Here is a 24,416-nt window from a genome sequence, read left to right as displayed (position 1 = left end):
TGCGGAGCATCGTACATCCGGATGTGCGGATCAGTCGTAGGAGTCACAGGAATCAAACGCATGGTGGGGGATCGGCATCGAACCCTCCCCGAGCCGGGACTTCGGCCGCACCCAGCGGGTAACGTCGGGGCGTGCCCGCCGACCCACTGCACCGCGCCGGAAAGCCACAGCGCAGCACGACGAGCCAGCCGCCCGGCGGCTCGGGGGCGAGCGCGATCGAGGTCCGCAGGAGCTCCCGGCGCCGCCGGACGGTCTCCGCGTACCGCGAGGGCGATCGCACCGTCGTGCTGATCCCCGCCCGGATGTCGAAGGCGGAGGAACAGCGCTGGATCACCGTCATGCTCGACAAACTCGCCGCCCAGGAGAGCCGGCGGGTGCTCGGCGACGCCGAGCTCGCCGAGCGTGCGGAGCGGCTGTCGGCCCAGTACTTCGACGGCCGGGCGCGCCCCGCCTCCGTACGGTGGGTCACCAACCAGAACACGCGCTGGGGTTCGTGCACCCCGGCCGAGGGCAGCATCCGGCTCTCGCACCGGCTGCAGGGGATGCCCGAGTACGTCGTCGACTACGTCCTGTGCCATGAGCTGGCCCATCTCCTGGTCCCCGGTCACGGGCCGGACTTCTGGCGGCTGCTGGAGGCGTACCCGCGCACCGAGCGGGCCCGCGGCTACCTCGAAGGGGTGGTCGCCGCGGAACGGCTGCCGCACCTGCCCGGGGTGCGCGGGGAGTGAGCCGGGCGCGGTCCGTCCTCCTCCGGGCGCGGTTGTGTACCGGGTCTGTACCGGCTGCGTGCGATGTCGGACTTTGCCGTTAGCCTGGCGCGACGCACTCACATTCGGGATGGGGGACGGTCGTTACGCATGGCCAGGGAATTCCAACGCGGCCACAAGGCCAGGATCAGTGACCTCACGGCGGGCACGGATCTGTACGTAGGCGTACAGATCTCCGCCCCCGGACTGACCTTCGACATCAGCTGCTTCGGTCTGGACGCCGACGAGCGCCTCTCGGACGACCGGTACTTCGTCTTCTTCAACCAGCCGAAGTCCCCGGAGGAGTCCATCCAGCTGCTGGGTGCCCAGGCGGGCGACACCGAGTCGTTCCGGGTCACCCTGGACCGCATCCCGTCGCACATCCACAAGCTGTCCTTCACCGCGACCGTCGACGGCACCGGGCAGATGTCGCAGATCGCCCCCGGCTACCTGCGCATCGTGGCGGGCGGTGAGGAGGTCGCGCGGTACTCCTTCAGCGGCGCGGAGTTCTCCACCGAGCGGGCCGTGATGCTCGGTGACATCTACCTGAAGGACGTGTGGCGGTTCGCGGCCGTCGGCCAGGGCTTCGACGGCGGTCTGGAGGCCCTGCTGAAGAACTTCGGCGGTGAGGTGCTGGAGGAGGAGGCGGCCGCCGCCCCGCAGCAGCCGCAGACCGGCGCCGCCCCCGGCTTCGCCCCGCCCGCCCAGGCGACGACCCCACCGTCGTTCGCCGCTCCCTCCGCGCCGGCCCCCGCGCCCGCCCCCGCGCCGCAGCCCGCCGCCCAGGGCTTCGCCCCGCCGCCCGGAGCCACGCCCCCGCAGGGATTCACACCGCAACCCGGCCAGACCCCGCCCGGCCAGACCCCGCCCCCGCCTCCGGCACCGGGCCCGGCGCCCGCGCCGAACGTGCATGGCGCGCCGACGGTCATCGCCCCCATGACCCCGCCCGCCGGCGGCACGGTCCCGCCGCCGGCCCCCGCGCCCGCGCCCTACGGCCACCCGCAGCAGCAGCCGTCGTACGGCTACCCGCCCCAGCAGCAGTCGTACGGCGGTCAGCCGACCGCGCAGATGCCCCCCGGCTACGGCCAGCAGCCGCCCTCCTACGGCGGCCGGCCCACCGCGCCCATGCCGCCGGGCTACGGGCAGGTACCGGGTCAGCAGCCCGCCGGCTACCCGGCGCCCCAGGGGGCCCCGCAGGGCGGCGCGGGGGTGACGGCCGCGCTGCAGATGTACAAGGAGACGCCGACCGGGCAGCGCTGGACCCAGCAGAACAAGAAGCTCATGCGCGTCGACCTCGGCATCGGCGGGCAGCCCGTGCTGGCCAGGCAGGGCAGCATGGTGCTCTACCAGGGCAAGGTCGACTTCAGCTACAAGGGCGCCGGGTTCGCCGGGCGGATCGTCGGCAGCGCCACCGGTCAGGAGATGCAGCTGATGCGCTGCACCGGCAACGGCCAGGTGTTCCTCGCCGAGAACTCCACCCATCTGCACCCCGTCGAGCTCCAGGGCGACGCGATCTGCGTCTCCGCCGAGAACGTCCTCGCCTTCGACGAGAGCCTGCACCACGAGGTCCGCCGCATCGAGGGCCACGGCATCCCCGGCGGCGCGCTGTTCACCATGCAGTTCCAGGGCACCGGCACGATCGTCGTCAAGACGCACGGCACGCCCGTGGTCCTGCCGGTCACGCCGACCACCTTCGCCGACTGCAACGCCGTCGTCGCCTGGTCGGCCGCCTCCCAGGTGATCGTCTCCAGCCAGGTCCGCATGCGCCGCAACGCCTACCCGGGCGACACCGGCGAGAGCGTCAACCTCCAGTTCCGGGGCGCGCCCGGCAACTTCATCGTCGTCCAGCCGTACGAGGTCTAGAGGGAGCCCGTCATGAACCAGCCGCTCGCGGGCTACGCCCCCGCACCCGTCACCGCCCGCATGGAGAACCACGGCCACCACATGCTGAAGGTCGCCATGCAGACCGGCAACGACCTCCTCGCGCGCGTGGGCTCGATGGTCGCCTACGAGGGCTTCGTCCAGTACGAGCCCAACCCGCCGGCCGTCCGCCAGATCGCCCGCGACTGGATCACCGGCGAGGGCGCGCCCCTGATGAAGTGCACCGGGGACGGGCTGCTCTATCTCGCCGACTACGGCGCGAACGTCGTCGTGATCAACCTCAACGGAGACGGCATCTCCGTCAACGCCACCAACCTGCTGGCCTTCGACGCCCACCTCAGCTGGGGCGTGGAGCGGGTCAAGGGGCTCGCGAAGTTCGCCGGACAGGGCCTGTGGAACACGAGGATCTCCGGGCAGGGCTGGGTCGCGCTGACCTCCCGGGGCGAGCCGATCGTCGTCGACTGCGGCGGCGGCGAGGACGAGACGTACGTCGACCCGGACGCGCTCGTCGCCTGGTCGCCGAACCTCAAGGTGAAGGGCAAGCGCAGCTTCAAGGCGCAGTCGCTGATCGGCCGGGGCAGCGGTGAGGCCTACCAGATGGCCTTCTCCGGCCAGGGCATCGTCGTCGTCCAGCCCAGCGAGGACAGCACCGACCGCATCCGGATCCGGGGCTGAGGGGGAGTCAGGAAGCCATGCAGAGCCCGCTTTTCGCGCACAACGACATCCAGACGCAGGAGCGCTGGAGCCTGCAGAACGCGCAGCTGCTCCGCGTCACCCTGGAGGGTCACGACGACATCCTCGCCCGCAAGGGCACCATGGTCGCCTACCAGGGGCTGATGGAGTTCGACGCCGAGTACCAGAACAACCACCAGGCACGCGCGCGTGCGTACACCGGTGAGGGCCTGGACCTGATGCGCTGCCACGGGCAGGGCACGGTGTATCTCGCCAACCTCGCCCAGCACGTGCACATCATGGACATCGAGCAGGACGGGCTGTCCGTCGACAGCTCCTACGTCCTCGCCATGGACTCCTCGCTGCACTACGAGGTCGTCGCCGTCGACAGCCTCTACGGCATCTCCGGCTCGGGGAAGTACCAGCTGAACATCACCGGGCGCGGCAAGGTCGCCCTGATGACCTCGGGCGCGCCGCTGCTGATGCAGGTCACGCCGGACAAGTACGTCAACTGCGACGCGGACGCGATCGTCGCCTGGTCCACCGGGCTGCGGGTGCAGATGCAGGCCCAGACGCATTCCTCCGGGGTGTGGCGCCGGCGTGGCAACACCGGTGAGGGCTGGGAGCTGAGCTTCATGGGCTCCGGCTTCGCACTGGTCCAGCCCAGCGAGCTGCTGCCGCCGCAGAGCGCGGTGATCGGGCAGGGTCTCGCCGCCCAGTTCGGCATGGGGCAGCACGGGGCGCGCGGCCAGAACCAGGGGAACGTCTGGAGCTGAGCGTCCAGTAAGCCAACGTAAGGGGCGTCGGCCATGGCGGGCGCCCCTTACACATGCCCCCGGGTCAGAGGCGCGCCCGGGCCGCCTCCAGCAGGCGTACGACCGACTCGTCGGCCGCGTCCGCCACCTCGCCGTAGGCGAACCAGCGCAGGTCCAGCGACTCGTCGCTGATCGCCTCCACGGCCCCGTCGGGGGCGACGGCGGCGTACTGCACGTCCAGGTGCCAGGCGCAGGGCGTGTGGTGCCGGTCCAGACGCACCGGACCGCTCGGCAGCAGGATCAGACCGGCGATGCCCGACTCCTCCGTCGCCTCACGCAGGGCGGCGTCCGCGAGGGTGGCGTCGGCCGGCTCGCAGTGGCCGCCCATCTGCAGCCACATCCGCATCTTCTTGTGGAGGGTCAGCAGCACCCGCTCGCGCGCCGGGTCGATCACCAGGGCGCTCGCCGTGATGTGCCCGTCCCCGCAGGCCTTCCACATGCCGTCCGGATGGGCCGCCAGATGGTCCAGGTAGGCCTGGCGCAGCTGCTCCTGGCCCTCGTACCCCTTCAGGACGAGGACCGCGTCGTCGTACAGGCTCACTCGGTGTCGTCGCCCTCGTCGTCGTCCTTCTTGTCGTCCTTCTTCAGGTTCGGTTTCCCAGCGGAACCGCCCGCCGCCTCACCGAGCATCTTGTCCAGCTCGGAGAAGTCCAGCTGCTCGCGGTGTACGAAGCCGTCCGGGTCGTCCAGGTCGGTCGCGGTCGGCAGCATGTCCGGGTGGGCCCACAGGCCGTCCCGGCCGTCGACCCCGCGCGCGTCCGTGAGCGAGGCCCACAGGCGGGAGGCGTCGCGCAGCCGACGCGGGCGCAGCTCCAGGCCGATCAGCGTGGCGAACGTCTGCTCGGCGGGGCCGCCCGTGGCACGGCGGCGGCGCAGGGTCTCGCGCAGGGCGTCGGCGGAGGCCAGACGCGGCTTCGCGGCCGCGTGGACCACCGCGTCCACCCAGCCCTCCACGAGCGCCAGAGCGGTCTCCAGACGGGCCAGGGCGGCCTTCTGCTCCGGGGTGTCCTCCGGCTGGAACATGCCCTGCTGAAGGGCGTCCTGCAGCTGCTCGGGGTTCTGCGGGTCGAACTGGCCGACCACGTCCTCCAGCTTGGCGGTGTCGACCTTGATCCCGCGCGCGTAGCCGTCGACCGCGCCGAACAGGTGCGAGCGCAGCCACGGCACGTGCGCGAAGAGGCGCTGGTGGGCGGCCTCGCGCAGGGCCAGGTACAGCCGCACCTCCTCCTGCGGCACGCCGAGGTCCTTGCCGAAGGCCTCCACGTTGGCCGGGAGCAGCGCGGCCTTGCCGGCCGGGCCGAGCGGCAGGCCGATGTCGGTGGAGCCGACGACCTCGCCCGCGAGCACACCGACGGCCTGCCCGATCTGGGTGCCGAACATGGCGCCGCCCATCGAGCGCATCATGCCGATCAGCGGGCCCGCCATGGCCTGCATCTCCTCCGGCAGGACGTCGCCCATGGCCGCGCCGACCCGCTCGGCGACCGGGTCGACCAGCTCCTGCCAGGCGGGCAGGGTCGCCTCGACCCACTCCGCGCGGGACCAGGCGACCGCCGAGGCGGAGCCCGACGGCAGGGACGTGGCGTCGTCCAGCCACAGGTCGGCCAGGCGGACGGCCTCCTCGACCGCCCTGCGCTCGGCCGGGCCGACGCTCGCGTCCTTCGTGCCGTCCGGGGTGCCCTGGGCGACCGTCTGGCGGGCGATCTGCTTGGCCATGTCCCAGTTCACCGGGCCGCCCTCGTAGGAGAGCATCTGACCCAGCTGCTGGAACGCGGCGCCCAGGTCGGTGGGGTTCAGCGACCCGAACATCGCTGCGAGCGGATTGTCGGCGCCGGGGCCGCCAAAGCCGCCGGCTCCGGGCAGGCCGCCGAAGCCGAACGGGTTGGCCGGTCCCTGCCCACCACCGCTCTGCTGGTCCTTCTTCTTGCCCTCGTCGCCGTCCTCCGGCTCCTCCGGCGGAAGGCCGAAACCGAATGGGGTGTCACTCACGGGATTCCTCGGCTGGTAAGGCCACCGGTTCTCTCCGGCGGCGCGGCTGCCCGACAACACCACCCAGCGTAGACACCCGGACCCGATCGGGGCTCGGTGCTTCGCCCGCGGAAGGCCTGCGGCAGGATGGATACACCTGGTACGAACGCGTCACTCGCGCTCGTACTGAAGACAACCGCTGGAGACGCCCGGTGAGTTCCCCAGATCCGCAGGTTCGCGCAGCGCGAAACCCGTCAACCCCGTCCACTCCCGCCGTGCGCGGACCCGTCGTCGCGGTCACCGGCGCCGCGAGCGGGGTCGGTGCCCTGCTCACCGAGCGGCTCGCCGCCTCGGAGGAGATCCGGCAGGTCGTCGCCATCGACGAGCGGCGCGGCGACTGCGCCGGGGCACAGTGGCACATCCTGGACGTGCGCGACCCCGCCATCGCGGACAAGCTGCGGGGCGCCGACGTGGTCGTCCACCTCGCGCTCGACCTCGACCTGGAGACCGATCCGGCCGCCCGCAGCGCTTACAACGTCCGGGGGACGCAGACCGTCCTGACCGCCGCCGCGGCGGCCGGTGTGCACCGCGTCGTGCTGTGCACCTCGGCGATGGTCTACGGCGCGCTGCCGGACAACGAGCTGCCCCTCTCGGAGGACGCCGAGCTGCGCGCGACCGCCGAGGCCACCGGCGTGGGTGACCTGCTGGAGATCGAGCGGCTGGCCCGGCGGGCGCCACGCGCGCACCCGGGGCTGAACGTCACCGTCGTACGGCCCGCGGTGCTGGTCGGGGGCACGGACACCGCGCTGACCCGGTACTTCGAGTCGCCGCGGCTGCTCGTCGTCGCCGGTTCGCGGCCGGCCTGGCAGTTCTGCCACGTCGAGGACCTGTGCGGCGCCCTGGAGTACGCCGTCCTGGAGAAGGTCGACGGGGAACTGGCCGTCGGCTGCGACGGGTGGCTGGAGCAGGAGGAGGTCGAGGAGCTGAGCGGGATCCGGCGGATGGAGCTGCCGTCGGCGGTGGCGCTGGGCGCGGCGGCCCGGCTGCACCGGATCGGGCTCACGCCGTCCCCGGCGGGGGACCTGGCGTACACGATGTACCCGTGGGTGGTCAGCGGCAGCCGGCTGCACGACGCCGGGTGGCGGCCGCGGTGGACCAACGAAGAGGTCCTCGCGGAGCTGCTGGAGGAGGTGTCCGGGCGGCACACGGTGGCCGGGCGGCGGCTCGGGCGCAAGGACGCGACGGCCGCGGGTGCGGCGGGGGCGACGGTGGCCCTGCTCGGCGCCGCCGCCGTGGTCCGGCGGGCCCGCAAGGCCCGGCGCCGCGCGTGAGCCGGGTGGATCATCAGCCGGGTGGCCGGGGTGCCGCTGAGCCCCGCCGCGTCGTAGGACACTCCAAACGTCCCCGCGCGCGTGCCTGGTGAATCTCGTATTCCCCGGTGTCACAGGCGTGCGGCACGATGGGGACATGGCACATGCGAACGAGCACCCCGGTGAGCAGGCGGCACAGGATCCCATCAAGTTGATCGGTGTCCGGGAGACCGCGCTCTCCGTGGACGAGGTGTTCCGGGCCGTCGGCGACGACGCGGCCGGGGGCATCGCCCTGTTCGTCGGGACGGTGCGCAACCACGACGGGGGCGCGGACGTGGACGCGCTCGGGTACTCCTGCCACCCCAGCGCCGAGGCCGAGATGCGGCGGATCGCCGAGAAGGTGGTGGCCGAGTATCCGGTGCGGGCACTGGCCGCCGTGCACCGGGTCGGGGACCTGCGGGTCGGGGACCTGGCCGTGGTCGTCGGCGTCGCCTGTCCGCACCGGGCCGAGGCCTTCGACGCCTGCCGGAAGCTGATCGACGACCTCAAGCACGAGGTGCCCATCTGGAAGCACCAGAGGTTCTCCGATGGCACGGACGAATGGGTCGGCGCCTGCTGAGTGCCGGGCCGGCCGAGGCCGTCAGGTACGTCACTCGGAGCACACGGGCCACCCCGTGTTGCGTAACCGGCACCCTCGCGTGAGCGTTGTCAGTGCGGATGGTTAATCTGCTGATCAGTCAGTTGCGTACGCTCATGGCGTTGGGAGGTCGGCATGGGGGCGCTTGTCTGGCTGCTGATTCCGCTGGTGGCCGCGATCGGCGGCGGACTGTGGGGCAGTTGGGCCAATCGGACTCGTAAGATGCGCGGCGACGGCCCGGAGCTGGACGGCTATGCCCGGTTCCGCGAGGCCATGGAGAGGTCTCAGACGGGTGCCGGCGGCGCGTGACAGGGGTGCCCTGACGGTGCGCTGACAGAGGCGTCCCGTACTGTCGTGGCATGCCACGCCGCACCGCGACGATGCTCGCCTCCACCCTGATGCTGATCGCGCTCCTGTGCGCGGGAGTGCTCATCCCCGTGCCGTACGCGGAGATGTCCCCCGGCCCGACCGTGAACACGCTCGGGGACCACGACGGCGAGCCGGTGCTGCAGATCTCCGGGCACCCGACGTACCCGACCGACGGCAACCTGAACATGACGACGGTCCGGGTGACCAGCGCGGACTTCCGCATGAACCTGGTGCAGGCGGTCTACGGCTGGCTGGACCCCGACACCAAGATCGTCCCGCACGACACGCTCTACCCGAACGGGACGACCGAGGAGCAGTCCTCGCAGCAGAACGCCGAGGAGTTCAGCCAGTCCCAGGAGAGCGCCAAGGTCGCCGCCCTGAAGGAACTGGGCGTCCCGGTGAAGTCCTGGGTGATCGTCTCCACCGTCGTCAAGGGCTCGCCGGCCGAGGGCAGGCTGCACGCCGGTGACGTGATCAAGGCCGTCGACGGCACGGCCGTGAAGCAGCCCTCCGACGTCGCCAAGTTCGTCACCAGGCACAAGCCCGGGCAGAACGTCGTCTTCACCGTCGTCCCCGCCAAGGAGCAGGCCGCCGCCGAGAAGGCGCACAGGACCGCGACCAGGACGCAGGACGTCACCATCACCACGGCCACGTCCCACGACACCGGCGGCAAGCGGGCCATCGTCGGGATCTCCGCCGGCACCGACCACACCTTCCCGTTCACGATCGACATCAAGCTCGCCGACGTCGGCGGGCCCAGCGCCGGTCTGATGTTCGCCCTCGGCATCTACGACAAGCTGACCCCGGGCAGCCTGACCGGCGGCAAGTTCGTCGCCGGCACCGGCACCATCGACGACAACGGCACCGTCGGGCCGATCGGCGGCGTCGAGATGAAGACCGTCGGCGCCCGCGACCGGGGCGCCCAGTACTTCCTGACCCCCGCCGACAACTGCGCGGCCGCCGCCAAGGACACCCCGGGCGGGCTCACCCTGGTCAGGGTGAAGAACATCGGCGACGCGCTCGACGCGCTGAAGGACATCCGCAGCGGCGACACCGCGGCGCTGCCCAAGTGCACCACCAAGGGCTGAGCGGTACGCGCGCGCGACCGTGACACACGGCTGGGGGCGCCCCCCAAGCAGGGGCGCCCCCAGCGCCGCGTTCGAACCGGGCGCGGTCAGTCCGCGAACGTCGCCGCCAGGGCCTCGGCCAGGCCGGGCACCAGGTCGGGGCCGGTCAGGACCTCCGTCGGGGAGTCCTTCTCGCGCAGCCGCAGCGCCGACTCGCGCCCGCCGTCGCGCAGCACCGCGACGGTCATGCGCACCTCCTGGCGCTCGGGGTGGTCGGCGACCCACTTGGCCAGCCTGGCCTCGCTCAGGTTCTCCGGGACCTGCGCCTCGGCGGACGGCGGCAGCATCAGGCGCTCCACCGAGAGCGCGCAGCCGACCACGGCGTCCGGCCAGGCGATGGTGCCGAGGAACTCGTCCAGCGGCTTGCCGGACGGGATCTCGTCCTGCTCGATCGGGGTGAGACCGGCGGAGGCGGACTCGTCCTCAAGGCCCAGCTGGGCCGCGAGCGCGGGTTCCTGAGCCCGCAGCCGTGCGGTGTCGACAAGGGCGAAGAGGCGAGCGGGCTGGTCCCAGCCGAGGCCGGAGACGTACTCGTCGATCTCGAGTACGGCCCGGGTGAGCGGGCTCGCTGCCATGGGAGTGTTGGACATGGTCACAATCCTGCCTCGTTCCCCACCCGAATCGGGAACCGACCAAAGCGTGAGTAAGTTGCATAGGTGTGGGTCCGCGATCACGGGGGGCCACGGCGGGTCCGCGAACACGAGGGCCCGACGGATCGACAGCGAACTTCGAGGTGCGCACCTTGGCTTTCCAGATGCCGGACCGCGGCGGAGGCCCGACGGGGCCACGGATCAGAGCGGGACGACCGTCCCGGGGCGTCCGGACCCTGCTGATGACCCTGGGCGTCCTGGCCGTCCTCGGCATGGCGTTCACCATGTTCGCGGGCTTCTGGACGGACTGGCTGTGGTACCGGTCGGTGCACTACTCGTCGGTGTTCACCACCACGCTGTGGACCAAGATCGGCCTCTTCTTCGTCTTCGGCCTGCTGATGGCGGTCGCGGTGGGGGTCAACATCTGGCTGGCGCACCGCCTGCGGCCCCCGCTGAGCGCCATGTCCATGGAGCAGCAGAGCCTCGACCGCTACCGGATGGGCATCGCGCCGTACAAGACGTGGCTGCTGCTCGCCGTCACCGCGCTCGTCGGGCTGATCGCCGGCGCCTCGGCGGCCGGCCAGTGGCGGACCTGGCTGATGTGGGTCAACGGCGTGCCCTTCCACCAGAAGGACCCCCAGTTCCACCTCGACATCTCCTTCTACGCCTTCGACCTGCCCTGGTACCGCTTCCTGCTCGGCTTCGGCTTCGCCGCCGCCATCCTGTGCCTGATCGCCGCCGCGCTCACGCACTACCTGTACGGCGGGCTGCGCGTCACCAGCCCCGGCGCGAAGGCCACCGCCGCCGCGACCGGGCATCTGTCGGTGCTGCTCGGCGTCTTCGTCGCCCTCAAGGCCGTCGCCTACTGGCTCGACCGGTACGGCCTGGCCGTCAAGTCCAGCGACTTCAAGGCGACCGGCAACTGGACCGGCCTGCGCTACGTCGACGCCAACGCCTATCTGCCGGCGAAGACGATCCTGTTCTGCATCGCCGTCATCTGCGCGCTGCTGTTCTTCGCCACGCTGTGGCGGCGCACCTGGCAGCTGCCGGTCATCGGCTTCGGCCTGATGGTCCTCTCGGCGATCCTGATCGGCGGCCTGTACCCGGCGATCGTGCAGAAGTTCCAGGTCCAGCCCAACGAACAGGCCAAGGAAGCCCCGTACGTCCAGAAGAACCTCAAGGCGACCCGCGAGGCGTACGGCATCGACGACACCAAGGTCACCGAGTACGCCGGCAAGTCCACGGCCACGGACAAGACCGGTCTGCGCCGTGACGCGGACGACGCGGCGAGCATCCGGATCATGGACCCGAACATCGTCTCGCCGACGTTCCAGCAGGCGCAGCAGATGAAGAAGTACTACGCCTTCCCGACCAACCTGGACGTCGACCGGTACCCCTCGAAGGACGGCAAGGACGACAAACACGACACGGTGCTCGGCCTGCGCGAGCTGAACCTGGACGGCGTCCCGAGCAACAACTGGATCAACGACCACTTCCGTTACACGCACGGCTACGGCGTGGTCGCCGCCAAGGGCACCGAGGCCGACGACCAGGGCCAGCCGGTCTTCACCGAGTCCGGCCTGCCGTCCACGGGTGACCTCGGTCCGTACCAGCAGGGCATCTACTACGGCGAGAAGACCACCACGTACTCCATCGTCGGCGGCCCGCAGAAGGAGGTCGACTACTCGCGGGACGACGGCACCGAGAAGACCACCAGGTACACCGGCAACAGCGGCGTCAACCTCGACAACCCCATCAACCGGGCCGCGTACGCGGTGGCGTTCAACGAGCCGCAGATCCTGTACTCGGGCGCGATCGGCAAGGGCTCGCGGATCCTGTACAACCGCACGCCCAAGGAGCGCGTCGAGGCGGTCGCTCCCTGGCTGACCATCGACGGCGACACCTACCCCGCGGTCGTGGACGGCCACGTCCAGTGGATCGTCGACGCCTACACGACGTCGAACGGCTACCCGTACTCCTCGCGTACGACCCTCGGCGACACCACGGCCGACTCGCTGACCGCCACCAACAACAACCGCGCGGTGGTGGCCCAGCAGAACCAGGTCAACTACATCCGCAACTCGGTGAAGGCGACCGTCGACGCGTACACCGGCGAGGTCAAGCTGTACCAGTGGGACACCCAGGACCCCGTGCTGAAGACCTGGATGAAGGCCTTCCCGGGCACGGTGCAGCCGAAGAAGGCCATCTCGCCGGACCTGCTGTCCCATCTGCGCTATCCGCAGGACCTGTTCAAGGTCCAGCGCGAGCTGCTCACCCGCTACCACGTGACGGACGCGCAGACGTTCCTCACCGGCAGCGAGGTCTGGCAGGTGCCCGACGACCCGACCAACGACTCGGGCAGCGCGGTGCCGCCGTACTACCTGAGTATGAGGATGCCGGACCAGAGCCGGCAGTCGTTCTCGCTGACGACGACGTTCACGCCGAACGGACGGGACAACCTCAGCGCGTTCATGGCCGTCGACTCCGATCCGGGCACCAGTGACTACGGCAAGATCAGAATCCTGAAGCTGCCGACCAGTACGACGGCCGACGGTCCCAAACAGGTGCAGAGCCAGTTCAACTCCCGGCCGGACATCGCGGAGACGATCAGCCTGCTCACCCGCGGGCACTCCAAGGTCGAGTACGGCAATCTGCTGACCGTGCCGCTCGACGGCGGACTGCTGTACGTGGAGCCGGTCTACGTCCTCGGCGGCAACAAGCTGAAGTACCCCCTGCTGGGCAAGGTACTGGTCTCCTACAACGGCAAGCCGGCGTTCGAGGACACTCTCGACGCGGCGCTCAACAAGGTGTTCGGCGTGGACGGTTCGACCACCACACCACCGGACACCGGCACCACCCACCCGCCGTCCTCCACCAACCCGACCGTCCAACAGGCCCTGGCCGACGCCCAGAAGGCGTTCGACGCGGGCCAGCAGGCCCTCAAGGCGCCGGACGGCCCGGACTGGACCGCGTACGACAAGGCCCAGAAGGATCTGAAGGCCGCCCTGAAGCGGGCCGAGGAGGCGCAGGCCAAGGCCGGCAAGAACGGCACCGGCGGCAAGAGTTGATCACGGGCACCCCGCGTCGTGGTACGGTTGACACGCAACGGCGCGGGGTGGAGCAGCTCGGTAGCTCGCTGGGCTCATAACCCAGAGGTCGCAGGTTCAAATCCTGTCCCCGCTACTGCAGTCGAAGGCCCGGATCCCCAGGGATCCGGGCCTTCGTGGTGTGCGAACTCATGTGCTGAGGGGAGGGACGGCCGCGCCGCCGTGGGGAGTTCGGGGCTGTGTGTTTGACTTGTCGTCCTGTGGGCATGTCGACAAAACGCTGAAGTGACCTCACGGGCTGCGGTATACCGGGTGTACCCAGGTTGCAGGTGGTGCGACGATGGACGTTATGGGGGACAAGGCAACTCTGTTCGAGTCAGGGCGATTTGCGCAGGCTTCCGGTGAGGAACCGACCCGTGACGAAATGACCGACATGGGGGAAGCCGCCGAGGAGGTACGCCTCGGACTCGCCGCGCAGAGCGGCGACGCCGAGGCCGCGAGCGTCCTCGGAGCCATGCTGCTGCGCCGCGGCGACCTCGACGGAGCCGAACCCCAGCTGCGGGCCGCCACCGCGGCCGGCGACCGGGCCGCCGCCAACAACCTGGGCGTGCTGCTGCACCAGCGCGGCTACCCCGAGGAGGCCGCCGGCTGGTGGCGCATCGCCGCCGTCGCCGGTTCCGCCGCCGCCGCGCACGCCCTGGGCCGCTACCACCGGGAGCGCGGGGACGAACCCGCCGCCGAGTACTGGCTGCGCCAGTCCGCGGAGCAGGGCCACGTCCTCGGCGCCTACGCGCTCGCCGACCTGCTGGAGCACCGCGGGGACGTCGGCGCCGAGCACTGGATGCGGGCCGCCGCCGAGCGGGGACACCGGGAGGCCGCCTACCGGCTGGCGCGCGCGCTCGACACCGCGGGGCGCGAGGACGAGGCCGGGGCCGGGGCCGACAACGCTGTCGCCGAGGCGGAGCAGTGGTACCGGCAGGCCGCCGCGCGCGGCCACCGGCGGGCCGCGCTGCACCTCGGGGCGATCCTGGAGAAGCGCGGGGAACTGAAGGAGGCCGGGCGCTGGTACCTGACCTCCGCCAAGGACGGCGAGCCGCGGGCCGCCTGCGCGCTCGGCTTCCTGCTGCGCGACGCCGGGGACACCGAGAGCGCGGCCGTGTGGTGGCTGCGCGCCGCCCAGGAGGGCGACGGCAACGCGGCCAACGCGCTCGGTGCGCTGCACGCCGAGCGCGGCGAGACCCAGACCGCCGAGCGCTGGTACCGGGCGGCGCTGGACGCCGGTGACGACAACGGCGCCTACAACCTCGGGCTGCTCTGCGCCGAGCAGGGGCGCACCGCCCAGGCCGAGCAGTGGTACCGGCGGGCCGCCTACGCCGGGCACCGGGAGGCCGCCAACGCGCTCGCCATCCTGCTGCTCCAGGGCGGTGACACCACCGGCGCCGAGCCCTGGTTCTCCAAGGCCGCCGAGGCCGGCAGCGTGGACGCCGCGTTCAACCTCGGCATCCTCTACGCCGGACGCGACGAGGAGAGCACGGCGCTGCGCTGGTACGAGCGGGCGGCCGCCGCCGGGCACACCGAGGCCGCGCTCCAGGTCGGGATCGCCCGGCTGCGTGCGGGCGAGGAGCAGGAGGCCGAGCGGCACCTGCGGTGCGCGGCGGGCGGGGGCAGCACGGAAGCGGCGTACCGGCTGGCGGCGCTGCTGGACGCGCGGCGGCCGCCGGAGCCGGCGCACGAGCTCGGCGAGATCGTGCACGAGAAGACCGAGTGCGAGGAGTGGTACGAGCGGGCGGCGGCCCAGGGGCACCGGCGGGCCCAGGTGCGGGTCGGGATGCTCGCGGCGGCGCGGGGTGACGTGGTCGAGGCGGCGCGCTGGTACCGGGCGGCGGCGGAGGCCGGGTCGCGCAACGGCGCCTTCAACCTCGGGCTGCTGCTGGCGCGGGAGGGGAGCGAGCCGGAGGCCGCGGTGTGGTGGACGCGGGCGGCGGATGCCGGGCACGGCCGGGCGGCGCTGCGGCTGGCCCTTGTCTACGCGCGTCGGGGTGAGCTGGCGGAGGGACAGCGGTGGGCCGACCGCGCGGTCGAGCTGGGACCGGCGGAGGTGTCGGAGCGGGCGGGGCGGCTGCGGGACGCGCTGCGCGAGGAACTGTCGGCGTGAACGAGTGAGCCCCGCCACGTCGCGGGTAACCGATTTGCTTCCGTCGACCTCTCTCACGTAATGTCGTGTTCACCGACGCGGGGTGGAGCAGCTCGGTAGCTCGCTGGGCTCATAACCCAGAGGTCGCAGGTTCAAATCCTGTCCCCGCTACTGAAGGCCGAGGGCCGGAATCCAGAGATGGGTTCCGGCCCTCGGTGTTTTGCCCGTCGCAGGCGCGCAAAGAGCCTGGGTGCGCAAAGGGTCCGGGTACGCAAAGAGCCCCGGCGGTCGCCGGGGCTCCAGGGAAGCGGTGGGTTACGCCTTCGCGCAGTCCGGGCACAGCCCCCGGTACGTCACCTCGACGTCCGACACCGTGAAGCCGAAGCGCTCGGTGTCGGGGAGGTCGGCGAGCGGGTTGCCCAGGGGGTGGACGTCGCGGATCGCGCCGCACTGGGCGCAGACCAGGTGGTGGTGCGGCCGGTGCGCGTTCGGGTCGTAGCGCTTGGCGCGTTTGTCCGTCGTGACTTCCAGCACCTCGCCGAGCGAGACCAGCTCACCCAGCGTGTTGTAGACGGTGGCCCGGGAGATCTCGGGCAGCTTCGCGACAGCCCGGGCGTGGACCTCGTCGGCCGTCAGGTGCACGTGGTCGCCGTCGAGGACCTCGGCCACGACGCGCCGCTGCGCGGTCATCCGCCATCCGCGTCCACGCAGCCGTTCCAGAAGGTCACTCATGGACAACAGCCTAACAGCAAGGGGGACCAGGACGGGAATAGGTGTGAGTTTGGATCGATTTTTGACTTAGAACTTGTCCAATGTAGGATCGGGACCGGCTTTGGTCACAGGACAGGACCGGGCCAGGACCGGGACAGGACGGTCAGGAATGACGCAGGAGGCGCGCGTGACGCAGGGACCGCTCACCACGGAGGCCGGTGCTCCGGTCGCCGACAACCAGAACAGCGAGACGGCGGGCGTCGGCGGACCGGTCCTCGTCCAGGACCAGCTCCTGCTGGAGAAGCTCGCCCACTTCAACCGGGAGCGCATTCCGGAGCGGGTGGTGCACGCGCGGGGTGCGGGCGCCTACGGCACCTTCACCGTCACCGCCGACGTCACGCCGTACACCCGTGCCGCCTTCCTCTCCGAGGTCGGCAAGGAGACCGAGGTCTTCCTGCGGTTCTCGACCGTCGCCGGGAACCTCGGCGCGGCGGACGCGGTCCGTGACCCGCGGGGCTTCGCGCTGAAGTTCTACACCGAGGAGGGCAACTACGACCTCGTCGGCAACAACACCCCGGTGTTCTTCATCCGGGACGCGATCAAGTTCCCGGACTTCATCCACACCCAGAAGCGCGACCCGTACACCGGCAGCACCGAGGCCGACAACGTGTGGGACTTCTGGTCGCTGTCGCCGGAGTCGACCCACCAGGTGACCTGGCTGTTCGGCGACCGTGGCATCCCGGCGTCGTACCGCCACATGGACGGCTTCGGCTCGCACACCTTCCAGTGGAACAACGCGGCGGGCGAGGTCTTCTGGGTCAAGTACCACTTCAGGACCGACCAGGGGATCAGGAACCTCACGGCGGCGCAGGCCGAGGCGCTCGCGGGCAAGGACCCCGACTCCCACCAGCGCGACCTGCGCGAGGCGATCGAGCGCGGGGAGTTCCCGAGCTGGACCGTGGGCGTGCAGATCATGCCGGCGGCGGACGCGGCGACGTACCGCTTCAACCCGTTCGACCTGACCAAGGTCTGGCCGCACGCGGACTACCCGGTGATCGAGATCGGCAGGCTGGAGCTGAACCGCAACCCGCGGAACGTCTTCGCCGAGGTCGAGCAGTCGGTCTTCAGCCCCGCGCACTTCGTGCCGGGCATCGGCCCCTCGCCCGACAAGATGCTCCAGGGCCGCCTCTTCGCGTACGGCGACGCGCACCGCTACCGCGTCGGCATCAACGCCGACCACCTGCCGGTGAACCGCCCGCACGCCACCGAGGCGCGCACCACCTCCCGGGACGGCTTCCTGTACGACGGCCGGCACGGCGGCGCGAAGAACTACGAGCCGAACAGCTTCGGCGGGCCGCGGCAGACCGGCCGTCCGCTGTGGCAGCCCGTCCCCGCCGACGGCTCCACCGGCAACCACCCGACGCCGGTGCACGCCGAGGACGACGACTTCGTGCAGGCGGGCAACCTCTACCGGCTGATGTCGGAGGACGAGAAGGAGCGCCTGGTCGAAAACCTGGCGGGTGCGCTCGCGCCGGTCTCGCGCGAGGAGATCGTCGAGCGCGCGATCGGCAACTTCCGCAAGGCCGACGCCGACTTCGGCAAGCGGCTGGAGGCAGCGGCGCAGGCGCTGCGCGGCTGAGCCTGCGGCCATGAGCCGGGGGCTGTGAGTCGGGGGCTGTGAGTCGACGGCGATGAGTCGGCGGCGATGAGTCGGCGGCACGCCCGTGCCGCTGGGCGGGCCGGACCCCAAGGTGCTCGGGGTCCGGCCCGTTCCGCGTGCTCAGAGCGCCGGTGCGGGCTCGCGGGCCGGGGCCCAGCAGCGGATGATGTCGCGGACCGAGACGATGCCGGCCACCTCGCCGTGGTCGAGGACGACCAGGTGCCGGAAGCCGCCGTGCGCCATGGCGCCGGCGGCCTCTTCCAGGGTCCAGGTGGGCGCCGCGAAGACGACGTCGGTGGTGGTGTGGGCGTGGGTGCGTTCCGTGTCGGGGTTCTGGCCGAGGCCGACGGAGTTCAGGATGTCGCGTTCGGTGAGGATGCCGATGCCGCCGGCGTCCGGGTCGAGTACGACGGCGGCGCCGACGCGGCGGGCGGACATCAGGGCGGCTGCCTGGCGGAGGGTGTGGGCGGGGCCGACGGTGAGGATCACCGTGCTCATGGCGTCTCGGACGAGCATGGGTGGGGCCACCTCCTAGGAATCCAGTGAACTAGTTCATGGATTCACAAGTTCACAAGTGGGGGTGGACCCAGAGTGCCAGGTAAAGGGCGGGTCAACAAGGGGGCGCGTGACGCCAGTTGAGGGCGTACCGGGAGTACTCCCGTGCCTCACTGGCGCGGGTTGAGATACCCCAGCAACTCGTCGTGCAGCAGGCCGTTGGACGCGACCGCGTTGCCGCTGTGCGGGCCCGGACGGCCGTCGAGGCCGGTGAAGACGCCTCCGGCCTCCGTCACGACGATCGCGTTGGCGGCCATGTCCCACAGCGACAGCTCCGGCTCCGCGCAGATGTCCACGGAACCCTCGGCGACCATCATGTACGGCCAGAAGTCGCCGTACGCGCGCGTGCGCCACACCTGGCGGGTGAGGTCGAGGAAGCCGTCGAGGCGGCCCTGCTCCTCCCAGCCGGAGAGGGAGGAGTACGCGAAGGACGCGTCCTCGAGCTTGCCGACGCCGGAGACGTGGATGCGGGTCGCGGAGGTCAGACTGCGGCCGGTGAAGGCGCCGTGGCCCTTCGCGGCCCACCAGCGGCGGCCGATGGCGGGGGCGGAGACGAGGCCGACGACGGGCTCGAAGCCACCCTCGCCCGCCTCCATCAGCGCGATGAGGGTCGCCCACACGGGCACACCGCGGACGTAGTTCTTGGTGCCGTCGATGGGGTCGATCACCCAGCGGCGGGGGCCGGAGCCCTCGATGCCGTACTCCTCCCCGAGCACCGCGTCCCTCGGGCGGGCGCGCTGGAGCTGGCCGCGGATCAGTTCCTCCGCCGCCTTGTCCGCCTCGCTCACCGGGGTCATGTCCGGCTTCGTCTCCACCTTCAGGTCGAGGGCCTTGAAGCGGTCCATGGTGGCGGCGTCGGCGGCGTCGGCGAGGACGTGGGCCAGGCGCAGGTCGTCTAGGTAGTCCGGCATGAAAGGAACGGTATCTGCCGGGGGTGGTGGCGGCCAGCAGGGGCGGGCGGTGTCGGGGCCTGTGCTGCGGGCGGGTGGCCGCGATTGCTGCAGCTGGCTCCCTGACGGGGCGCGCGCTGCGGCCGGCCGGGGGGCGGGTCGCTTGCCGGGCGGCTCCCCACTCCCGGTTCCGCCCTATCGCTCCAGGCTCCGCCCGAGCGCTCCCGGTTCCGCCCTATCGCTCCCGGCTTCGCCCGAGCCCTCCCGGCTTCGCTCAAGCGGGGCGCCCTCACCGCCCACCCGCGGCGTGAACCCGGCGCCCGAACCCCCGCGAACCCTTGACAGTGCATACAAGCGCGTCAAATCTGGGCGCAGAGCCGCTCCGCCCCCAGGGAGGCGATGATGCCTGCTGCCCGGGAGTCCCTCCTGGACGCCGCCTATACGGCCCTCGCGCGCCGGCCGTGGTCCGCGGTGCGGATGGTCGACGTGGCCGCGACGGCGGGGGTGTCCCGGCAGACCCTGTACAACGAGTTCGGCAGCAAGGACGGGCTGGCGCGGGCGCTGGTGCGGCGGGAGGCCGACGGATACCTCGCCGGGGTCGAGCGGGCCCTCGCCGGGCCGGGCGAGCCGGGGGAACGGCTCACCGCCGTCGCCGAGTGGACGAGCTCCGCCGCGCGGGGCAACGCGCTGGTACGGGCCATGCTCACCGGCTGCTGGAGCGAACGGCTGCCCACCCCGCCGCTCGCCGCCGTACCGCCCTCCTCCTCGGTGCCGGCGCAGCGCCGCGCCGACGGCCCGCTGCCCACGCCCCGCGACTTCGTACGGATCGTGCGGGACCGCGCGGTCACCGCCCTCGCCGGACCCACCGCCACCCCCGCCGACGCCGCCGAGCTGGCCCGCCCCTGCGAACTGGCCGTACGCCTCGCCCTGTCCTGCGTCGCGGCGCCACCGGGGGAGGGCGGCATGGCCGAGCTGATCCGAGCGGTCGTCCCCCGCCAGGCGGTGTGATGCGCCGGAGACTGACCGGCGACTTCCCGGGGATTCCCCTGATTCCCCCCGGCTTCCCCTTGATAGCCCCGGATTTCCCAGTAGGGGCCGCCCCGGTGGTTCAGTACGGGCCGCCCCGGTAGTAACGAGCCCCGTACGGCCGGGGCCGGTCACCGCGCTCATGGGCCGCGTCGGACCGGTCCGCCGGTGCCGTACGCTCCGCCAGCGCGCGCAGCCGCTCCAGGCCGGCCAGCACCTCGGCGCGATGGCGGGACTCCTTCATCCACCGTGGCAGCCGAGGGAACATCGCCCTCGTGAAACCGGTGCCGCCCTCGCGCAGGGTGGCGGCGACATAGGCGGCCAGCGCGTCGACGTGCTCCCCGTTGTAGGCCCACAGCACCCGGCTCGCGCAGCGCGTCTGCAGCCACAGGGGGCGCAGGAAGAACGGGTCCTCGGTCCCGCCGAGTTGCGCCGCGACCAGCCCGCCATCCCGCACGGCGGCCTTCCACTCCGCGTTCGCGCCGCATGCCGCACACGTGAGCCGACGGGGCCGGAACAACAGCTCGGAGTAGTACCTGAGGGCCGGAAGACCGGGGCGCTCGGCGACGTCCGCCCGGCCGCCGCAACCGGGACACACCACCAGGATGCGGTCGGCGAACCGGGCCAGCCATTCCCCTTGGTCAAGGTGCCGGACCGGGCCGGTGCCCTGCTCGAAGTCCATGCCCGCGCCCCTAGTGCGCCGACCCCGACAACTGCAGCCCGATCACCCCGACGATGACCAGGCTGATCGAGACGATCTTCAGGGTGGACACCAGGTCACCCAGGAACACCATGCCGTAGATCGCGGTGCCCGCCGCGCCGATGCCGGTCCACACCGCGTAGGCGGGGCCCACGTCGAGCTTCTTCAGGGACAGGGTCAGCAGGCCGAAGCTGCCGAGGGCGAAGGAGGCGAAGGCGACGGTCGGCCAGAGGCGGGTGAAACCGTGCGAGAGCTTCAGGCACACGGCGAAACCGGTCTCCAGAATCCCGGCCACGATGACCAGCAGCCACGCCATGCGCTGTCCTCCCGTTGATCCGGATCTCCGGCTCGGTGCGAGTATGCACTTACCGGACCCGGCCCCCCGCAAACAACGCAGGCCGCCTCAGTCGCCCTCCTTGCGCTCCCGCGTGGCCAGCAGCCGGCGCAGCGAGTACAGGCGCGCCGGGTCGGCGTGGCCCTCCTCGACCCACGCGTCCAGCGCGCAGTCCTGCTCGTCGTGGCTGCACGCGCGCGGGCAGCCCTCGGTGCCGGGTTCGAGGTCCGGGAAGGCGTGGATCACCCGGGACGGGTCGATGTGCGCCAGGCCGAAGGAGCGGACCCCGGGGGTGTCGACGACCCAGCCGTCCGTATCGGACAGCGGCAGGGCGAGGGCGGACGTCGTGGTGTGGCGGCCGCGGCCCGTCACCGCGTTCACCTGGCCCGTCGTACGCCGGCGCTCCAGCGGGACCAGCGCGTTCACCAGCGTCGTCTTGCCGACACCGGAGTGGCCCACGAACGCGGTGACCCTGCCGTGCAGATGCTCCCGCACCCGGTCCGCCGCGTCCCCGCTCTCCAGCTCCTCCCGGCTGGTGACGACGTACGGGATGTCGAGGGCGCCGTACAGCTCCAGCAGCTTGTCCGGCGGGGCCAGGTCCGACTTGGTCATCACCAGCAGCGGCTCCAGGCCGCCGTCGAAGGCCGCCACCAGGCAGCGGTCGATCAGCCGCGGGCGCGGTTCCGGGTCGGCCAGGGCCGTGACGATCGCCAGCTGGTCGGCGTTGGCGACGACCACGCGCTCATAGGGGTCGTCGTCATCGGCCGTGCGCCGCAGCACCGACGTACGCTCCTCGATCCGCACGATCCGGGCGAGCGTGTCCTTCGCGCCGGACAGGTCGCCGACCAGGGCCACCCGGTCCCCGACCACCGCCGCCTTGCGGCCCAGCTCGCGGGCCTTCATCGCCATCACGGTCCGGTCCTCGACCAGGCAGGTGAGGCGGCCGCGGTCGACCGTGAGCACCAGGCCCTCGGCCGCGTCCTCGTGCTTGGGCCGGATGTTCGTCCGCGGCCGGTTGCCCTTGCGGTTGGGACGCGTGCGGATGTCGTCCTCGTCGGTGTGCTTGCCGTAGCGGCGCATGGCGTACGTCCCTACTGCCCGAGCATCCCGGTCCACAGCTCGGGGAAGTCCGGCAGGGTCTTCGCCGTCGTCGCCACGTTCTCGATCCGCACGCCCTCGACGGCGAGACCGATGATCGCGCCCGCCGTCGCCATGCGGTGGTCCTCGTAGGTGTGGAAGACGCCGCCGTGCAGCGGGCGGGGGCGGATGTGCAGGCCGTCGGCGGTCTCGGTGACGTCACCGCCGAGTTCGTTGATCTCCTTGGTCAGCGCGGCCAGCCGGTCCGTCTCGTGCAGCCGCAGATGGGCCACGCCCCGCAGGGTCGAGGGGGAGTCGGCGAGGGCGGCGACCGCCGCGATGCCCGGGGTCAGCTCGCCGACGTCACCCAGGTCCACGTCGATGCCGTGGACGGCGCCGGAACCGGTGAACACCAGCCCGAACTCGGTGAGTTCGCAGGAGCCGCCCATCTCGGTGAAGATCTCCCGCAGCCGGTCGCCGGGCTGGGTGGTGCGCTCCGGCCAGTCCGGGACCAGCACCTTGCCGCCGGTGACGAGGGCCGCCGCCAGGAACGGCTGGGCGTTGGACAGGTCCGGCTCGATCGTCAGGTCCCGGCCGAGCAGCGCGCCCGGTGTCACCCGCCACACGTTCGGCTCGCCACCCGACTCGGGGGTGTCCACCTGGGCGCCGACCGCGCGCAGCATGTCGACGGTCATCCGGATGTGCGGCATGGACGGCAGGGTGCCGCCGGTGTGGCGGACCTCGACGCCCTGGTTGAAGCGCGGGCCGGACAGGAGCAGGGCGGAGACGAACTGGGAGGACGAGGAGGCGTCGATCGACACCGGGCCGCCGTCCAGGGCCCCGCCGCCGTGCACGGTCAGCGGCAGCGCGCCCCGGCCGTCGTCGTCGATCCGGGCGCCGAGGGCGCGCAGGGCGTCGATCACGCCGTGCAGGGGACGCTCGTACGACCGCGGGTCGCCGTCGAACCGGATGGGGCCGTCGGCCAGCGCGGCCACCGGCGGCAGGAAGCGCATCACCGTGCCGGCGTTACCGACGTCGACCGTGGCCGGGCCGTGCAGGCCGGTCGGCAGGACCCGCCAGGCCTCGCCGGTGCCGTCCGGGCCCACCCCCTCCTCGATCTCCACGCCCATCGCGCGCAGCGCCCCGGCCATCAGCAGGGTGTCGCGGGAGCGCAGCGGGCGGCGCAGCCAGCCGGGCTCGGAGGCGAGGGCGGCCAGCACCAGCGCGCGGTTGGTGACCGACTTGGACCCGGGCACGTGGACCGTCGCGTCGACGGCTCCGCTCGCGTGCGGGGCGGGCCAGAGGGCGGTGTGTGCGGGGTTCACGGTCATGCGCCCCACTTTAGTGGCTGGGGACGGTCGCAGAACTCGATCAAAAGTGCCGAAACCCCACCGAAAACGCGGCAGAAGCTGTCAGGTGCGGATGCGCCCGGTCCCGGTGTTCACACCTGCAGCAGCCAGCGGCCCCCGCCGATCAGCGAGCTGAGCGACACCGCGTGGAACAGGAACAGCCACAGCCCCGCCGGCACGTGCGTCAGCCGGGACAACTGGTCGGCGTCGGAGTCCCCGGCGCCACCACGGGACCGCTTCAGCTGCAGCTCGAACGGCGGCCGTACCCCGCCGAACAGCAGGAACCACACCACCGCGTACGCGAACCCGGCCTGCACCTGGGGCCCCGTCAGCCAGGACACCAGCAGGAAGGCGCCCCCCGCCAGCACCACGGTCAGGACGCCGTACGCGTTGCGGATCATCACCAGCATCGCCACCAGCAGCGCCGTCGCGACCCAGAGCAGGAGCGTGATCCGGCCCGCGGCCAGCAACGCGGCCCCGCCCAGCCCCAGCAGGGAGGGCGCCGTGTACCCGGCCGCCGCTGTCAGGATCATGCCGAGCCCGTACGGCTTGCCCCGGCTGACCGTGAGGCCGCTGGTGTCCGAGTGCAGCCGGATGCCGGTGAGCTGCCGGCCGGTGAGCAGCGCGATCAGCCCGTGGCCGCCCTCGTGCGCGATGGTGATCGCGTTGCGGGATATCCGCCACAGGGTGTGCGGGACGACGACGGCGAGCGCGGCGGCCGCCATGGTGAGCACCACCCACAGGGCGGGGTCGGGCTGGGTGCCGGTGAGCCGGTCCCAGAGGTCGGGCAGCGCGAGGGCGGCGAGGCTGTCCATGGTCCG

23 protein-coding genes and 2 tRNA genes are annotated in these 24,416 nt (G+C 71.7%); 14 read left to right on the top strand and 11 right to left on the bottom strand.

Annotated elements, in window-relative coordinates; translation table 11 throughout:
* Positions 1-131: 131 nt before the first annotated feature.
* The 4 genes from ABB07_RS13335 to ABB07_RS13320 all read left to right on the top strand — a co-directional run bounded on the left by ABB07_RS13335 (position 132) and on the right by ABB07_RS13320 (position 4,075).
* The gene (locus ABB07_RS13335; protein WP_055710390.1) at positions 132-728 is read left to right on the top strand and encodes a M48 metallopeptidase family protein; all 597 of its coding nucleotides are present in this window, start codon (positions 132-134) and stop codon (positions 726-728) included.
* 129 nt (positions 729-857) lie between these two features.
* Positions 858-2,609, top strand: a complete 1,752-nt coding sequence (locus ABB07_RS13330; RefSeq protein WP_208898916.1) for a TerD family protein — start codon at positions 858-860, stop codon at positions 2,607-2,609.
* 12 nt (positions 2,610-2,621) lie between these two features.
* A complete protein-coding gene (locus ABB07_RS13325) occupies positions 2,622-3,302 on the top strand; it encodes an AIM24 family protein (protein WP_208898915.1) in 681 nt (226 codons plus the stop codon).
* 17 nt (positions 3,303-3,319) lie between these two features.
* The gene (locus tag ABB07_RS13320; RefSeq protein WP_208898914.1) at positions 3,320-4,075 is read left to right on the top strand and encodes an AIM24 family protein; all 756 of its coding nucleotides are present in this window, start codon (positions 3,320-3,322) and stop codon (positions 4,073-4,075) included.
* Positions 4,076-4,139: 64 nt separating this feature from the next.
* Here ABB07_RS13320 and ABB07_RS13315 read toward each other — a convergent pair whose 3' ends face one another.
* The gene (locus tag ABB07_RS13315) at positions 4,140-4,655 is read right to left on the bottom strand and encodes an NUDIX hydrolase (RefSeq protein ID WP_208898913.1); all 516 of its coding nucleotides are present in this window, start codon (positions 4,653-4,655) and stop codon (positions 4,140-4,142) included.
* Positions 4,652-6,100, bottom strand: a complete 1,449-nt coding sequence (locus ABB07_RS13310) for a zinc-dependent metalloprotease (RefSeq protein ID WP_208898912.1) — start codon at positions 6,098-6,100, stop codon at positions 4,652-4,654. The genes ABB07_RS13315 and ABB07_RS13310 overlap by 4 nt, the downstream gene beginning before the upstream one ends.
* A gap of 191 nt (positions 6,101-6,291) precedes the next feature.
* Between ABB07_RS13310 and ABB07_RS13305 the strand changes: the two genes are divergently transcribed.
* The 4 genes from ABB07_RS13305 to ABB07_RS13290 all read left to right on the top strand — a co-directional run bounded on the left by ABB07_RS13305 (position 6,292) and on the right by ABB07_RS13290 (position 9,483).
* Positions 6,292-7,410, top strand: a complete 1,119-nt coding sequence (locus tag ABB07_RS13305) for an SDR family oxidoreductase (RefSeq protein ID WP_208898911.1) — start codon at positions 6,292-6,294, stop codon at positions 7,408-7,410.
* Positions 7,411-7,546: 136 nt separating this feature from the next.
* Positions 7,547-8,008, top strand: coding sequence for a molybdenum cofactor biosynthesis protein MoaE (locus tag ABB07_RS13300; protein WP_208898910.1), 462 nt, complete (start codon positions 7,547-7,549; stop codon positions 8,006-8,008).
* Positions 8,009-8,161: 153 nt separating this feature from the next.
* Entirely contained in the window at positions 8,162-8,335 is a 174-nt protein-coding gene (locus ABB07_RS13295; RefSeq protein WP_208898909.1) for a hypothetical protein, read from the top strand.
* A gap of 50 nt (positions 8,336-8,385) precedes the next feature.
* Complete coding sequence (locus tag ABB07_RS13290) at positions 8,386-9,483, top strand: YlbL family protein (RefSeq protein ID WP_208898908.1); 1,098 nt, start codon at positions 8,386-8,388, stop codon at positions 9,481-9,483.
* A gap of 86 nt (positions 9,484-9,569) precedes the next feature.
* Here the strand turns inward: ABB07_RS13290 and ABB07_RS13285 are convergent, their stop codons facing one another.
* Positions 9,570-10,112 (bottom strand): PPA1309 family protein, encoded by a 543-nt coding sequence (locus tag ABB07_RS13285; RefSeq protein ID WP_208898907.1) that lies wholly within the window; start codon positions 10,110-10,112, stop codon positions 9,570-9,572.
* A gap of 164 nt (positions 10,113-10,276) precedes the next feature.
* Here ABB07_RS13285 and ABB07_RS13280 point away from each other — a divergent pair, with 164 nt between their 5' ends.
* The 4 genes from ABB07_RS13280 to ABB07_RS13265 all read left to right on the top strand — a co-directional run bounded on the left by ABB07_RS13280 (position 10,277) and on the right by ABB07_RS13265 (position 15,464).
* Positions 10,277-13,180, top strand: coding sequence for a UPF0182 family membrane protein (locus tag ABB07_RS13280; RefSeq protein ID WP_208903419.1), 2,904 nt, complete (start codon positions 10,277-10,279; stop codon positions 13,178-13,180).
* 41 nt (positions 13,181-13,221) lie between these two features.
* A tRNA-Met gene (locus ABB07_RS13275) sits at positions 13,222-13,295 on the top strand.
* 204 nt (positions 13,296-13,499) lie between these two features.
* Positions 13,500-15,314, top strand: a complete 1,815-nt coding sequence (locus tag ABB07_RS13270) for a tetratricopeptide repeat protein (protein ID WP_208898906.1) — start codon at positions 13,500-13,502, stop codon at positions 15,312-15,314.
* A 76-nt stretch (positions 15,315-15,390) separates the two neighbouring features.
* Positions 15,391-15,464, top strand: a tRNA-Met gene (locus ABB07_RS13265).
* Positions 15,465-15,608: 144 nt separating this feature from the next.
* On the opposite strand, the gene ABB07_RS13260 is transcribed toward ABB07_RS13265, so the two are convergent.
* Positions 15,609-16,025: a Fur family transcriptional regulator gene (locus ABB07_RS13260; protein WP_079048896.1), complete on the bottom strand. Its 417-nt coding sequence runs from the start codon at positions 16,023-16,025 to the stop codon at positions 15,609-15,611.
* Between the two features lie 166 nt (positions 16,026-16,191).
* On the opposite strand from ABB07_RS13260, the gene ABB07_RS13255 reads away from it, so the two are divergent.
* Positions 16,192-17,643, top strand: coding sequence for a catalase (locus ABB07_RS13255; protein ID WP_208898905.1), 1,452 nt, complete (start codon positions 16,192-16,194; stop codon positions 17,641-17,643).
* A 141-nt stretch (positions 17,644-17,784) separates the two neighbouring features.
* Here ABB07_RS13255 and ABB07_RS13250 read toward each other — a convergent pair whose 3' ends face one another.
* Complete coding sequence (locus tag ABB07_RS13250; RefSeq protein WP_208898904.1) at positions 17,785-18,180, bottom strand: CBS domain-containing protein; 396 nt, start codon at positions 18,178-18,180, stop codon at positions 17,785-17,787.
* A 149-nt stretch (positions 18,181-18,329) separates the two neighbouring features.
* Positions 18,330-19,130, bottom strand: coding sequence for a histidinol-phosphatase (gene hisN / locus ABB07_RS13245; RefSeq protein ID WP_208898903.1), 801 nt, complete (start codon positions 19,128-19,130; stop codon positions 18,330-18,332).
* Positions 19,131-19,511: 381 nt separating this feature from the next.
* Between hisN and ABB07_RS13240 the strand changes: the two genes are divergently transcribed.
* The gene (locus ABB07_RS13240) at positions 19,512-20,117 is read left to right on the top strand and encodes a TetR/AcrR family transcriptional regulator (RefSeq protein WP_208903418.1); all 606 of its coding nucleotides are present in this window, start codon (positions 19,512-19,514) and stop codon (positions 20,115-20,117) included.
* Positions 20,118-20,217: 100 nt separating this feature from the next.
* Here the strand turns inward: ABB07_RS13240 and ABB07_RS13235 are convergent, their stop codons facing one another.
* From ABB07_RS13235 to ABB07_RS13215, 5 genes are all read right to left on the bottom strand, one after another.
* Positions 20,218-20,817: a hypothetical protein gene (locus ABB07_RS13235; protein ID WP_208898902.1), complete on the bottom strand. Its 600-nt coding sequence runs from the start codon at positions 20,815-20,817 to the stop codon at positions 20,218-20,220.
* 10 nt (positions 20,818-20,827) lie between these two features.
* Positions 20,828-21,151 (bottom strand): DMT family transporter, encoded by a 324-nt coding sequence (locus tag ABB07_RS13230; protein ID WP_055710521.1) that lies wholly within the window; start codon positions 21,149-21,151, stop codon positions 20,828-20,830.
* An 87-nt stretch (positions 21,152-21,238) separates the two neighbouring features.
* On the bottom strand, positions 21,239-22,249 hold the full coding sequence (gene rsgA, locus ABB07_RS13225; RefSeq protein ID WP_208898901.1) for a ribosome small subunit-dependent GTPase A: 1,011 nt from the start codon (positions 22,247-22,249) through the stop codon (positions 21,239-21,241).
* An 11-nt stretch (positions 22,250-22,260) separates the two neighbouring features.
* Entirely contained in the window at positions 22,261-23,577 is a 1,317-nt protein-coding gene (gene aroA / locus ABB07_RS13220) for a 3-phosphoshikimate 1-carboxyvinyltransferase (protein WP_208898900.1), read from the bottom strand.
* A gap of 110 nt (positions 23,578-23,687) precedes the next feature.
* Positions 23,688-24,410, bottom strand: coding sequence for a M50 family metallopeptidase (locus tag ABB07_RS13215; RefSeq protein WP_208898899.1), 723 nt, complete (start codon positions 24,408-24,410; stop codon positions 23,688-23,690).
* Positions 24,411-24,416 lie beyond the last annotated feature (6 nt).

The organism is Streptomyces incarnatus (genome assembly GCF_001027185.1).
GTDB lineage: Bacteria > Actinomycetota > Actinomycetes > Streptomycetales > Streptomycetaceae > Streptomyces > Streptomyces puniciscabiei.
The sequence above is the reverse complement of the archived record's forward strand: the minus strand, read 5'-3'. Positions and strand labels throughout refer to the sequence as shown.

Coding starts and splice junctions, on each gene's coding strand:
- ABB07_RS13330 (WP_208898916.1), top strand. CDS start 858: ATGGCCAGGGAATTCCAACGCGGCCACAAGGCCAGGATCAGTGACCTC.
- ABB07_RS13325 (WP_208898915.1), top strand. CDS start 2,622: ATGAACCAGCCGCTCGCGGGCTACGCCCCCGCACCCGTCACCGCCCGC.
- ABB07_RS13320 (WP_208898914.1), top strand. CDS start 3,320: ATGCAGAGCCCGCTTTTCGCGCACAACGACATCCAGACGCAGGAGCGC.
- ABB07_RS13300 (WP_208898910.1), top strand. CDS start 7,547: ATGGCACATGCGAACGAGCACCCCGGTGAGCAGGCGGCACAGGATCCC.
- ABB07_RS13295 (WP_208898909.1), top strand. CDS start 8,162: ATGGGGGCGCTTGTCTGGCTGCTGATTCCGCTGGTGGCCGCGATCGGC.
- ABB07_RS13290 (WP_208898908.1), top strand. CDS start 8,386: ATGCCACGCCGCACCGCGACGATGCTCGCCTCCACCCTGATGCTGATC.
- ABB07_RS13285 (WP_208898907.1), bottom strand. CDS start 10,112: ATGTCCAACACTCCCATGGCAGCGAGCCCGCTCACCCGGGCCGTACTC.
- ABB07_RS13280 (WP_208903419.1), top strand. CDS start 10,277: ATGCCGGACCGCGGCGGAGGCCCGACGGGGCCACGGATCAGAGCGGGA.
- ABB07_RS13270 (WP_208898906.1), top strand. CDS start 13,500: ATGGACGTTATGGGGGACAAGGCAACTCTGTTCGAGTCAGGGCGATTT.
- ABB07_RS13260 (WP_079048896.1), bottom strand. CDS start 16,025: ATGAGTGACCTTCTGGAACGGCTGCGTGGACGCGGATGGCGGATGACC.
- ABB07_RS13250 (WP_208898904.1), bottom strand. CDS start 18,180: ATGCTCGTCCGAGACGCCATGAGCACGGTGATCCTCACCGTCGGCCCC.
- hisN (WP_208898903.1), bottom strand. CDS start 19,130: ATGCCGGACTACCTAGACGACCTGCGCCTGGCCCACGTCCTCGCCGAC.
- ABB07_RS13240 (WP_208903418.1), top strand. CDS start 19,512: ATGCCTGCTGCCCGGGAGTCCCTCCTGGACGCCGCCTATACGGCCCTC.
- ABB07_RS13235 (WP_208898902.1), bottom strand. CDS start 20,817: ATGGACTTCGAGCAGGGCACCGGCCCGGTCCGGCACCTTGACCAAGGG.
- ABB07_RS13230 (WP_055710521.1), bottom strand. CDS start 21,151: ATGGCGTGGCTGCTGGTCATCGTGGCCGGGATTCTGGAGACCGGTTTC.
- rsgA (WP_208898901.1), bottom strand. CDS start 22,249: ATGCGCCGCTACGGCAAGCACACCGACGAGGACGACATCCGCACGCGT.
- aroA (WP_208898900.1), bottom strand. CDS start 23,577: ATGACCGTGAACCCCGCACACACCGCCCTCTGGCCCGCCCCGCACGCG.
- ABB07_RS13215 (WP_208898899.1), bottom strand. CDS start 24,410: ATGGACAGCCTCGCCGCCCTCGCGCTGCCCGACCTCTGGGACCGGCTC.